Genomic DNA, 11225 nt, shown 5'->3' with positions numbered 1-11225 from the left:
GACACTCCCCCATCTGGGCCGATTCCCGCGGCTGGCGGCCGGGTCACCGGAGCTGTCGTTGCTCCGCTGCGCGTTCGCCGGTGGCGAGTACTTCAGCCGCGCAGGCGTCGGCGGCGTCGAGGTTCCCCGAGAGCGCCAGGATGTCGGCCGTCACTGGGCCTCGTCGGTTCCTGCACGGGCCCGCTCGCGGCGCGCAGCCCGCCGGCCACCCCAGATCCGTGCCGCGATCACCAGCGCCACGACCGCGAACAGCACCTCCCCGCCCAGGCCGAGCCGCCGCTCCAGCAGCCCATACGAGGCGCCAGCCAGGTAGCCGAGCGCGGCCACCGCCGCTGCCCACAGCGCCCCGCCGGTAACGTTGGCCAGTGTGAACGTGCGCTGCGGTATGCCGCTCATGCCCGCCAGGCCCGGCACCAGCGCCCGCAGCGCGGCCGCCCAGCGGCCGAGCACCACTGCGGCGGCGCCCCGCCGACGGATCAGGTCAAGCGCACGACGCAGCTCACCAGATCGAACGAACCGGCGCGGCGTCCGGTCCAGCAGCCGCCGGCCGTAACGGCGGCCAACCAGATAACCCACCTGGTCGCCGAGGGCCGCCCCGGCCAGTGCCACAACCACCACCGCCCACAGCGGCAGCCTCCCGTCGTGGGCGAGGACTCCGCCGACCAGCACGGCCACCTCCCCCGGCACCACCAGGCCAAGGAAGGTCGACGCCTCCAGCGCCGGGAGGAGGAACGCCAAGACGAGCACCAGGGCGGGTGGCAGCGCCACCAGCAGGTTGAGCACCTGGTCCATCCGGCAATTGTCACCCCATGACCAGGGTCTGGGCGCGGTGACAGCCAGACCCCTCCCTCCGCATCTCTGGCAGGACACCGGCAGCAGAGCTTTCACGATCGCCGTCACCGCACTCGCCTCGGCATCGGCCCGCTATCCGCCGGCACTGGCCGCCGCGTCGCCACCCTCGTCGACCTGAGAAGCTCTGGAAGAAGATCGCCGCCAGCGCCGTCTGGGTACGACGCACAGGGGTACGCGTCAACGTGGCGGCGAGGCCTGCTCCAGTGGGCGTCCGTTGGCTCGGATCGCGTCCGAGACGGCGACGCCGAGCAGGACGGCGGCAGCTGCCGCAGCGACACTGAGTGGCGGCAGGCCGACCATCACCGGCGCTATGGCCACGAGGGCGAGGATCCCGATCGGCCGCGGTCGGGACACGCGGGCGAAGGCCACGTGCTCGAATAGTGAACGCCCGGCGAGGTAGAGCGTGGGCCCGCCGAGGATGGCGCCGACCCAGGCGGGTCTGGCGTGTCCGGATGGATCTATCAAGACGATCTCGGAGCCGGCTGAGGTGACGAGGATGCCGGACACCATCAGCAGGTGAGAGAGCTCGGCCGACCGACCGAGTCGGCCTGGGTCGCCGGATGCCCCGATGGCCTCGCCCAAGATCTGGCCGGCTCGGTAGAAATAGATCCGCCACAGCAACACCGTGGTGAGGAACGACAATGTAAGAGCCAATGTTCGTTCATCCACAATCGGACCACGTAGAAGACTCGAGCCGGAGGTCAGGATGGTCTCACCAAGCGCCACGATGACGAGCTGCCAGTAGCGTTCGGCCAGGTGCTCGCCGGCGACGGCCCACGGGGACACACGCGAGCGGCCCAGCCCCGGTACCGGCCAGCCGAGTCTGCCCCCCAGGTAGTCGATCGCCAGGGCCAGCGCCCACAGCGAATTGCGCGTCAACTCTGGTTCGAAGGCGCCGGCGAGCCACGGCACGGCCGACGCGCCGAACCAGACGAGCGCCAGCATGTTGACGCGGCGCAGATCGTGGCCCCGCAAGGTAACGACGAAGAAAAGGGTTCGGCCCACCTGAATCGCGACGTACGTGCTCGCGAAGAGTAGGCCGGTCTCGGTGAGAGCCCCGGATATCGCGACCGCCAGGAGCAGACTCCCGAACATCGTCGCGAGGACAACGAACTGGATCTCCGGCTGGAACGGGTCAAATCTGCTGGTCACCCACGCCGTCTGGGTCCAGATCCACCAGACGGCCAGTAGCAGCAGCAGAGTCTCGCCGTTTTCGGCAAGGGTAGTGGTCAACGTCTCGGCGACGTGACCCCTGGTATAGTCCAGCACCAACTCGTGCACGATCCGGGTGAGCGCGAAGACGTACACGAGATCGAAGAACAGTTCCAGGAAGGTCGGCCGCTGCGGACTCTCACGCCGGCGCAGCAGATTGGCCACTCTTCTCGTCGTCACCGGCCCGCCTGCTTCGTCGGCTTGTCGTTGAAGCAGTCGTACCACGTGGCCGCGCCGTCCACAGATAAGACGCACTCCCGATGACTGAATTCCTGACGGCCGATGAGGGCTGCGGGTCGACCTGGCCCGCGACCTCGTGGGTTACCGGCAGAGCGGAATGCACCTAACCGACGAGGAGTTGCTCGAGCTGATCCGCGACCTCGGCGAGGTCCTGGCACCGCGACTGGCCCTGCCTCCGTCGCCCGAGCGGACCCGGCGGATCCTCACCACGATCCTCGTCCCGTCGACCTGAGTCTTCACTGATGATGGGACCGGCAGGCGCAGGCCTGGCCGTCAACATGCTAGAGCAGGCCGCGCGAAACCCCTGGTCCTCCCCCACAACCCGGCAATCAACCGCAGGGGGTGCCTGAACCGGACCACCTTCGCTGGATCGACACGACCCATCCGCCCTGACGAACGGCGAGGTGTCAGCGGATTACCGATCAGAAACCCCCCGCCCCGTCGTCAGTTCTGGTAGCCCCCTTGCACGGATGGAAGGATTCATGACCATGACCGACGCTAGACCGCGGGGCGCCGACGAGGCCACGTTCATCGCAGCGGTCCGCTCAAGGGACACGGCGCGGTTCGCGCAAATGACGGAGCGTCACCGCCGTGAATTGCTGGTGCACTGCTACCGGATGCTCGCGAACTACGAGGACGCCCAGGACATGACGCAGGAGACGTTCCTGCGAGCGTGGAACAAGCGAGAGTCGTTCAAGGGCCATGCGGCCCTGCGGACCTGGCTATACCGGATCGCGACGAACGCCTGCCTCGACTTTCTGGAGAAGCGCAACGACCGCACGCCCGTGACTGCCGAGCTGCCGGGCGCGGGCTCGGAAGTGCGCTACCTGCAGCCCTACCCGGACCAAATGCTCCCGGAGGACCCGCAGGAATCGGTGGTGGCGCGGGAGACGATCGAGCTGGCCTTCATCGTCGCCGTCCAGCACCTGCCGCCGCGGCAGCGGGCGGTGTTCATCCTGCGCGACGTCCTCGGCTGGCCGGCGTCGAAGGCCGCCGACGCCCTCGAGCTGACCGTCGCATCGGTGACCAGCGCACTGCAGCGGGCGCGCGTGACGATACGCGAGCAGTTGCCCGACCGCCGCCTCGACTGGCGGAGCCCCGCAACGCACGAGCTGTCGAAGGACGAGCGCGCCGTGGTGAAGTCGTATATCGATGCCCATGAGCGCAACGACCTCGACGGGCTGACGGCTCTGCTGCGCGACGATCTGCGCTTCGCGATGCTTCCGAAGCCGGGCACCTTGATCGTCACGGCCAAGGACGCGGTGGACGGCTGGGTCTCCAATGGGCTCTTCCAACGCGGCTACGACGACTGGCGCTGTATCACCACGACGGTCAACCGCATGCCTGCGGCCGTGCTGTACCTCCGCACCCCCATCGACCCGAGGTACCGGCTATTCAACATCGCGGTCCTGCACATCGTCGGCGGGAAGATCGCCGAGCTCACTGGATTCGACGCCACCGACAAACCATGGCTGGACCTGCCCCCGACACTGTGAGCACACAAGTTCCCATCGTCGACGACGCACCGGCCAGCGTCACCGAAGTCACCGCGGAATGAGCACCCCGACCAGCTGGACACCAACGCGACAACGCGAGCACCACCGCCCCGCCAGCGTTGCCGGCGGGGCGGTGAGCACGTCAGGAAGGATGTCGACCTGGCCGTACGAGCCGAGCACTCGGCTCGTGTTCATCGCCTCGTCTCGTATCGGGCCAGCACTACGCCGCCGGAGAAGGTCCGCGTCTCCACGAGGTTCAGATTCACCCAGGTGTCCAGCGCGGTGAAGAACGGCGTGCCGCCGCCCACCAGGACCGGGTGGGTGACCAGGGCGTATTCGTCGATCAGCCCGGCCCGCATGGCCGCCCCGGCAAGCGTCGCGCCAACGATGTCCATCGGGCCGCCGTCCTCGGCCTTGAGCCGGGTGATCTCGGTGGCCGCGTCTCCGGTGACCAGGCGCGTGTTCCAGTCGACCGTGCTGGTCGTCGAGGAGAACACCACCTTCGGCATGTCCCGCCAGCGGCGGGCGAACTCGATCTCCGCCGGTGTGGCGCCGGGCTGCTGGTCAGCGGTCGGCCAGTGAGAACTCATCGCCTCCCACAGCTTGCGCCCGTACAACGCCAGGCCAGTCACCCCCACCCGGTCGGACCACCACTGGAACAGCTCGCCGCTCGGCGACGAGTCCGGTCCCTCACCCTCACTCCAGCCAAGGTCGCCGCCGGGTGCGGCGATGTAGCCGTCCAGGGTCACATTCATCGCGAAGGTCAGTTTCCGCATCCTGCCAGCCTCCTGTGGGTTGATCTCGCAGGTACAGACGGGCGCGGCGCGGAAACCTAATCGGTCGGAGCCCCACGCTCCCTCACCGCCCACCGAAGGTTCCTGGATCAGGTGGCAACTTCACTGTGTCGCGTTCTCAATGCGCAGCGATCAGCGGATACCCGGCCCTCGGCGGCCCCAGAACCTGCTCGGCCCGCGACTGATCTATCGGCGTGGCCGCCCCTGACTGGGGCGAGCGGGCACACACCGTCGTCGCGCCGCTCCGGCCACACACCGGAGATGAGCTCGCAAAGCACCGCGGAGCGGCGACGGCCTACAGGCAGGTACCGCGAGGCACCGATCGCCGCCGGTTCGGCGGCAAAACCGGGCGGCATCGGCCAGCAGCGGTATGAACCGCTGCACCCACCGGAACACGGTGACGTGATCGACCTCGACGCCCCGTTCGACCAGCAGCTCCTCCACGTCCCGATACGAGAGGTTAAAGCGTAGATACCAGCGGACCGCGACCACGATCACCTCTGGCGGGAACCCGAACCCGGGATCACGCCGGACAGCCCACCGGAAAGGTTGACTCCAAGACCGTCATCTACGGCGCAAGTGTCCAGTGCGACGGGTCCAGCGCGGTGAGCCGCTCCCACCTGGCGGCCCGGCCGGCGGGCCCCGTTTCAGTCGTCCCCTGTATCCGGTCCACCCGACGATTATGCGTGCATCCGTGCAATCATTTCTGGGTGAAACTGTACGTGGAGGGCGGTCCTTCGTCGACCGCGGAGCACGATCGGCTGGTTGACGGCTTGTCCGCGCTGAGTCGCGCCCTGGTGGGGATTACCGCTCGGGCGCTGGGCTCACTGAACGCCGAGGTGACCCTGTCGCAGTACCGGACACTGGTCATCCTGGCGTCCTCCGCCCCGCTGCGCACCGTGGATCTGGCGTCCTCGCTGGGAGTGCACCCGTCGACCGCGACACGGACGTGCAATCGCCTGGTACGCCGGGCACTGGTGGCCCGGCGTCATCGGCATGACGACCGGCGGGTCGCCTGGTTGACCCTCACCGAGGCCGGCAAGACGCTCGTGGGCGACGTGATGCGGCACCGGACCGCCGAGATCCGGCGGCTCCTCAAGGCAGCCGAAGTCGAACGCCCGCAGACACCCACAGATCTGATCAACGCCCTGGTAGTCGCCGCCGAAGAACCGACGGAGGAGTCCTGGTGGCGACGCTGGGAGCAGTCCAGCGCCAGCCCCTGACGGCCCCGGCAAGCGCTCTCATCACGCTGACGCTGGTGGCACTGGAACTGCACATCGGGCGGGAGGTCCGGCTGCGGGTGCACGCGTCGGAGGACGGCGAGCAGGAAGCCCTCGAGGGGAGGCCAGCCGGTGGCGGCAACGTCACCTCTGATCCGACCGGTGCCGTTAGCGCCAGGTCCGCGCGGGCGACGGCGGGCCGGGCCGACGGAAATGGTGACGGGCCCCGCCGAACCGGCGGGGCCCGTCAGGTGGCCGACGTTCAGGAGAGGGTATTCAGGAAGTCAGGATTGGCCTTCAACCACTCATCGACAGCCTTCTCCTCGTCGCCCTTGTGGGTGTTGAACATCAGGTCCTCAAGGGACGCGAGCTGCTCACCGTTCATCGTGAACTTCTTCAGCATGGCGGTGACGTCGGGGAAGTCCGCGCTGAAGCCGGTACGGGCGAGAGTGTTGATCTGCTCGGCCTGGCCTAGGGTGCCCTTGGGGTCGGCGAGGTCCTTCAGGTCGTACTTGGCGTAGGCCCAGTGCGGATGCCAGAGGGTGACCGCGATCGGCTTCTTGTCGGCGAACGCGCCATCCAGCGCGGCCAGCATCGCCGGGGTGGAGGAGGTCTTCAGCTTCATCTTGCCGTCCAGCCCGTACTCCGGGATGACCTTCTCCTGGGTGGCCTTGGTCAGGCCGGCGCCCGGCTCGATGCCGATCAGCTGGCCGTCGAAGGTGTCGGCCTTACCAGCCAGGTCGGCCAGCGAGTCGACGCCCTCGACGTACGTCGGGACCGCGATGCTCAGGCTGGCGTCGTCGTACCAGACGCCGAGCTTCTCCAGCTTGTCGCCGTACTTCTCCAGATAGGAGGCGTGCGTCTGGGGCAGCCAACTGTCCAGGAACAGGTCGATGTCGCCGTTGGCGAGCCCGCCGTAGACGAGACCGGCCTCCAGGTTCTTGAGCTCGACCTTGTAGCCCTTCTCCTGCAGGATGTCCTGCCAGAGGTGGGACGCCGCGATCGCCTCGTCCCAGGCCATGTAGCCGATGGTGATCTTCTTGCCCTTGTCGGAGGCGTCGTCCTGTTCGCCGCAGGCGGCGGCGCCGCCCAGCGCCAGGGTGGCGGTGACGGTGAGCGCGAGGGCGCGCTTCAGTGTCGCTAACAAAGGGGTGTCCTTTCCTTGCTTCGGGTATGCCGGCGGGCCCGCGTACGCGGGTGGAGAGTGCCGGCGCGGAGCGATGGTCAGGCGGCCTGTCGCGCGAGGCGTTGCGCCCGCGCGGACGGGAAGCGGTCGCCCGCCGAGTCGGTGAGCCGGTCGAGCACCACGGCGAGGATCACGACGGCGATCCCACCTTCGAAGCCGCTGCCCACCTCGACCTGGGACAACGCGAACATGATCACGTCGCCGAGGCCGCCGGCGCCCACCATGCCGGCGATCACCACCATGGACAGGGCCAGCATGATGACCTGGTTGACGCCGGTCATGATCGTGGGCAGGGCCAGCGGCAGCTTGGTCCGCAGCAGCACCATCCACGGTGGCGCGCCGAACGACTCGGCGGCCTGGACGATCTCCTTGTCGACCTGGCGCAGACCCAGCTCGGTCAGGCGGACACCCGGTGGCATGCTGAAGACCAGGGTGGCCAGCACGCCCGGCACGGTGCCGATACCGAAGAAGAAGATCGCCGGAATGAGGTAGACGAACGCCGGCATGGTCTGCATCAGGTCCAGCACCGGCCGGGCCACCGCGGAGGCCCTCTTGTTCTCGGCGACGAGCACGCCCAACGGGATCGCCATCAGCAACGCCAGGGTGCTGGCCACGAGCACCTGCGCGAGGGTGCTCATGGTCTCCTTCCAGTACGGCATCCCGGCCACCAGGCCAAGGCCGACTGCCGTGCCGAGGGCGAACTTCCATCCGCGCAGCCACCAGCCGAGTCCGGCGAGCAGCAGCACGACCACCACCGCCGGTACGCCGTTGAGCAGGTCGTCGAGCGGTCGCACCAGCGCCTCGACCACGGCGGCGACGCCGTCGAAGAGCGGGCCGAGGGTGGCGGTGGCCCAGTCGACGGCGGCCTCGGTCCAGGCGCCCAGCGGCACCCGGGGCAGCCAACTGTCCAGCGGTGACCGGGTCAGACTCACGCCGGCTCTCCCTTCCTCGCGACCAGTTCCGCCTGGTCCTGGTCCGGCGTCGGCTCGTCCGGAGTCGCGGCGGAGAGCGCGCTGAGCAGGGTGATCCGGGGAATCACCCCGATCAGCCGGTCGCGCCCGTCGAGGACGGCCACCGGGTGCTGGCTCTGCGCGCAGTCGGCGAAGAGGTCGGCCACCGCCGTGTCCGCGGTGACCGTGCGGACCCGCTCGGTCGACACGTAACCATTGAGGTGAGGGCGGCCTTCGCGGAGGGCGCGCAACACCTCGTCCTCGGTGACCGTGCCGAGGAACTTCTTCATCGGTCCGGTCACGTAGACCACCGAGGTCTGACTCTCCCGCAGCGCCTTTGCGGCGACCCGGGGACCGGCGTTGACGTCCAGCACCTGCTGGGGCTTTTCCATCACCGACGCGGCGGTGAGGATCCGGGTCCGGTCGACGTCGGCGACGAACTGCGCCACGTAGTCGTTGGCCGGGTCGGTGAGGATCTCCTCGGCGGTGCCGATCTGGACTATCCGTCCGTCCCGCATCACCGCGATCCGGTCACCGAGCCGCATGGCCTCGTTCAGGTCATGGGTGATGAAGATGATCGTCTTGCCCAGCTCGGCCTGTAGTTCCAGGAGTTGGTCCTGGATTTCCCGGCGGATCAGCGGGTCCAGTGCCGAGAACGCCTCGTCCATCAGCAGGATCTCGGTGCCGGCCGCGAGCGCGCGGGCCAGCCCGACGCGCTGCCGCATGCCACCGGAGAGGTCGTGCGGCAGGTTGTCCGCCCACTCGGTCAGACCCACCATGCGCAGCGCGTCCATGGCCCGCTCACGTCGCTCGGCCCTGGGCAGCCCGGCGACCTCCAGCGCGTACCCGGCGTTCTCCACCACCGTCCGGTGCGGCATGAGCGCGAAGTGCTGGAAGACCATGCTGATTTTTTCGCGGCGCAGCTTGCGGAGCGCTGCCGGCTTCAGCGTGGTCAGCTCGACCCCATCGACCCGCACACTGCCCCGGGTGGGGCGCAACAGACCGTTGAGCATCCGGATCAGGGTCGACTTCCCGGAACCGGAGAGGCCCATGACGACGAAGATCTCGCCGGGGCGTACCTCGAAGTTCGCGTCGATCACGGCGGCCGTGGCCGGCAGCCCGGCCAGGGCCTCGGCCCGGGGCCGGCCGTCCGCCAGACGTCGTACCGCCTCGTCGGCTCGACCGCCGAATATTTTGTAGAGCGACTGCACTGTGAGCGCGGACACGATCCCCCTTTCGACGGAAACCGGCTGGCGTACCGCGCCATCGGTGCCATCTTCGCGTCTCATCGTCGATGTCAGCATCGATCACGTTCAGCGGGCCACGTGGGTCCAGCAGCGAAACATACCGACGCCATCGCAATACATCCAGTCGGAGCCGCAGATTGTGTAATCGCACACAGGAAGCTGGGCCGCACCGGTGCGGAATGCGCCGTCCACCAACGCCGGCCAGCCGCCCGTTGACATCGCAGGACCGGCGACATTCGCTGCGCTCCGCGCCGATTGTCCTACTCGCCGGCATCCCATCGGCCGGGTCAGCACCTCATTTTTGGGGGGATCCAGAATTTGACGGGACTGACAGAGAACTGTCATGAAGCTGTCATATTCCGGCGCAGGCCGACCCCAGCATTTCGCCCGCTGAAAGGATGACGGCTCACCGGTGCAGGTGGGCCGGAGACGAGCGACCGCCAGCGAATAGCTGCCGCACGCCTCTTACCACAGCCCTTTTCGGCGGTCTGCGCTCCACCGCTATTCTTGATCGGGTAAGGGTTGTACCGGACGGGCCGCCAAGGCAAAGGGAGGGAACCGTGCGGTGGCGGGACCCAACCGCCAGTGGCCGGCGCTCTCGTCGTGCAGCAGAGCGGCGAAGCAGGCCGGCGAGTCGAACCCGGGGCAGGCACACCCCCCCGAGGTCCACCACGAACCCGAGGTCGCGGTGCCGGTAGGGCCGGCGCCGGCCCACCCCGTACGACGCGGCGATGTTGTCCGCGGCGAGCCGTCCCTGCCGTACGGCGTGCTGGGCGGTCATCGGGGTGATCTCCCCCGGCCGGGACGGGTCCGGCACGGCGGCGGCGTCGCCGCACGCCAGGATCTCCGGGTGACCGGGCGCGGCGATATACTCATCGACGGTGATCCGCCCGCTCGTCACGGGCAGGCCGGTGGCCTCGACCAGCGGGTCGGGCCGGACCCCGACGCACCACACCAGCGTCCGGGACGGCACGAACCGGCCGTCGCTGAGCCGCACGCCGTCGGCGTTCGCCTCGGTCACCGACGTGCCCAGACACACCTCGACGCCACGCTCGCGCAACACCCCCTCGGCGGCTGCGGGCATCCGGTCGGCGAGACCGGGCAGAAACCGGTCGGCGGTGTCCAGCAGCAGCCAGCGGGGGCGTACCCCGCCCAGCCCTGGGTGGCGGCGTGCGATCTACGCAGTGAACAACTGCCCCTGCGCGGCGACCTCCGTGCCGGTGCAGCCGGCGCCGACCACGACGAACGTGCAGCGGGTCTCCCGCTCGGCCGGGTCCTCGGTGGCGTCGGCGAACTCGATCTGCTGGATCAACCGCTCGTGCAGGTGCGCCGCCTCGGGGATGCCCCGGAACCCGTGCGCGTGATCGGCCACTCCGGGGATGGGCAGCAGCTTGTTGACGCTGCCCGCGGCCAACACCAGCCGGTGGTACGCCAGCCGCCCCTGGCGCCCGTCCACGTCGGTGTACGACAGCGTTCGCCCGTCCACGTCGACACCGCCGACCTCGCCCACCACCAGCTGGAACCCCGGGCAGCGTGTCCGCCAGCGGCACCGCGACCCGGTGCGGGTCCAGCACACCCCCGGCCACCTCGGGTAGCAGGGGCAGGTACAGGAAGTAATCGGTCGGATTGACCAGGACCACGTCCGCGGCGCCCCGGGCCAGTCGGGCCAACCGGCGTGCGGCGTGAAGCCCGCGAAGCCGGCTCCGACGATCGGGATCACAGGTCGCCACGACATTCTCCATCCGTCGAGCTTCCGTCTCCTGTCCCCTTCAGACCGCTACCCGCGTCGAGGTGCGGGAAAACGACGATCTGATCCGGCCGTACCCGTTGGTCCGTTTCAAGGCGCCGACGATGGGAAGACGGTGACCCATGCCGTCCGAGGGCACCCGCCGGTACGACGCCGACGTCGGTGCGGGACACCGGATCCACCACGCCCCGGACCGGGGAATTCTGCCGCCACCGGTGAGTGACCTGCCGCCGGCCGGCAACCGGGGCGGCGGTGCCAGGGACAACGCCCCGACCCCGTGA

The 11225-nt window shown here is 68.8% G+C and carries 11 protein-coding genes and 2 pseudogenes; 4 read left to right on the top strand and 9 right to left on the bottom strand.

Annotated features, from left to right (window positions below):
- Window positions 1-150: 150 nt before the first annotated feature.
- Together OG505_RS05285 and OG505_RS05280 are read right to left on the bottom strand one after the other, a co-directional pair.
- Window positions 151-792 (bottom strand): DedA family protein, encoded by a 642-nt coding sequence (locus tag OG505_RS05285; protein ID WP_405431399.1) that lies wholly within the window; start codon window positions 790-792, stop codon window positions 151-153.
- 237 nt (window positions 793-1029) lie between these two features.
- The gene (locus OG505_RS05280) at window positions 1030-2229 is read right to left on the bottom strand and encodes a low temperature requirement protein A (RefSeq protein ID WP_405431397.1); all 1200 of its coding nucleotides are present in this window, start codon (window positions 2227-2229) and stop codon (window positions 1030-1032) included.
- 172 nt (window positions 2230-2401) lie between these two features.
- Here OG505_RS05280 and OG505_RS05275 point away from each other — a divergent pair, with 172 nt between their 5' ends.
- Both OG505_RS05275 and OG505_RS05270 read left to right on the top strand, forming a co-directional pair.
- Window positions 2402-2536, top strand: coding sequence for a hypothetical protein (locus tag OG505_RS05275; RefSeq protein ID WP_405431395.1), 135 nt, complete (start codon window positions 2402-2404; stop codon window positions 2534-2536).
- A gap of 250 nt (window positions 2537-2786) precedes the next feature.
- Window positions 2787-3800 carry an RNA polymerase subunit sigma-70 gene (locus OG505_RS05270; RefSeq protein ID WP_405431393.1) on the top strand — a complete coding sequence of 338 codons (1014 nt, stop codon included), beginning with the start codon at window positions 2787-2789 and terminating at the stop codon, window positions 3798-3800.
- A gap of 48 nt (window positions 3801-3848) precedes the next feature.
- Here the strand turns inward: OG505_RS05270 and OG505_RS05265 are convergent, their stop codons facing one another.
- From OG505_RS05265 to OG505_RS05255, 3 genes and pseudogenes are all read right to left on the bottom strand, one after another.
- Window positions 3849-3995 carry a hypothetical protein gene (locus OG505_RS05265; protein ID WP_405431391.1) on the bottom strand — a complete coding sequence of 49 codons (147 nt, stop codon included), beginning with the start codon at window positions 3993-3995 and terminating at the stop codon, window positions 3849-3851.
- Window positions 3992-4576, bottom strand: a complete 585-nt coding sequence (locus OG505_RS05260; RefSeq protein ID WP_405431390.1) for a dihydrofolate reductase family protein — start codon at window positions 4574-4576, stop codon at window positions 3992-3994. The genes OG505_RS05265 and OG505_RS05260 overlap by 4 nt, the downstream gene beginning before the upstream one ends.
- A 336-nt stretch (window positions 4577-4912) precedes the next feature.
- Window positions 4913-5092, bottom strand: a pseudogene (locus OG505_RS05255) (IS6 family transposase); the annotation flags it as partial.
- Window positions 5093-5304: 212 nt separating this feature from the next.
- Here OG505_RS05255 and OG505_RS05250 point away from each other — a divergent pair.
- Window positions 5305-5817, top strand: a complete 513-nt coding sequence (locus tag OG505_RS05250; RefSeq protein ID WP_405431388.1) for a MarR family winged helix-turn-helix transcriptional regulator — start codon at window positions 5305-5307, stop codon at window positions 5815-5817.
- Window positions 5818-6076: 259 nt separating this feature from the next.
- On the opposite strand, the gene OG505_RS05245 is transcribed toward OG505_RS05250, so the two are convergent.
- The 4 genes and pseudogenes from OG505_RS05245 to OG505_RS05230 form a co-directional block, all read right to left on the bottom strand.
- Entirely contained in the window at window positions 6077-6961 is an 885-nt protein-coding gene (locus OG505_RS05245; protein WP_405431387.1) for a glycine betaine ABC transporter substrate-binding protein, read from the bottom strand.
- A gap of 77 nt (window positions 6962-7038) precedes the next feature.
- On the bottom strand, window positions 7039-7932 hold the full coding sequence (locus OG505_RS05240) for an ABC transporter permease (protein WP_405431385.1): 894 nt from the start codon (window positions 7930-7932) through the stop codon (window positions 7039-7041).
- Entirely contained in the window at window positions 7929-9176 is a 1248-nt protein-coding gene (locus OG505_RS05235; protein WP_405431383.1) for a glycine betaine/L-proline ABC transporter ATP-binding protein, read from the bottom strand. Before OG505_RS05235 ends, OG505_RS05240 begins: the two co-directional genes overlap by 4 nt.
- A 427-nt stretch (window positions 9177-9603) precedes the next feature.
- Window positions 9604-10932, bottom strand: a pseudogene (locus tag OG505_RS05230) (NAD(P)/FAD-dependent oxidoreductase).
- 134 nt (window positions 10933-11066) lie between these two features.
- Here OG505_RS05230 and OG505_RS05225 point away from each other — a divergent pair.
- Entirely contained in the window at window positions 11067-11225 is a 159-nt protein-coding gene (locus OG505_RS05225; protein ID WP_405431381.1) for a hypothetical protein, read from the top strand.

It is taken from the genome of Micromonospora sp. NBC_00617, from assembly GCF_045161355.1.
Taxonomy (GTDB): domain Bacteria; phylum Actinomycetota; class Actinomycetes; order Mycobacteriales; family Micromonosporaceae; genus Micromonospora.
Note: the sequence above shows the minus strand (reverse complement) of the source record. Positions and strands in the feature narration are given on the sequence as shown.

Coding starts and splice junctions, on each gene's coding strand:
- OG505_RS05225 (WP_405431381.1), top strand. CDS start 11,067: ATGCCGTCCGAGGGCACCCGCCGGTACGACGCCGACGTCGGTGCGGGA.
- OG505_RS05270 (WP_405431393.1), top strand. CDS start 2,787: ATGACCATGACCGACGCTAGACCGCGGGGCGCCGACGAGGCCACGTTC.
- OG505_RS05275 (WP_405431395.1), top strand. CDS start 2,402: ATGCACCTAACCGACGAGGAGTTGCTCGAGCTGATCCGCGACCTCGGC.
- OG505_RS05265 (WP_405431391.1), bottom strand. CDS start 3,995: ATGAACACGAGCCGAGTGCTCGGCTCGTACGGCCAGGTCGACATCCTT.
- OG505_RS05260 (WP_405431390.1), bottom strand. CDS start 4,576: ATGCGGAAACTGACCTTCGCGATGAATGTGACCCTGGACGGCTACATC.
- OG505_RS05285 (WP_405431399.1), bottom strand. CDS start 792: ATGGACCAGGTGCTCAACCTGCTGGTGGCGCTGCCACCCGCCCTGGTG.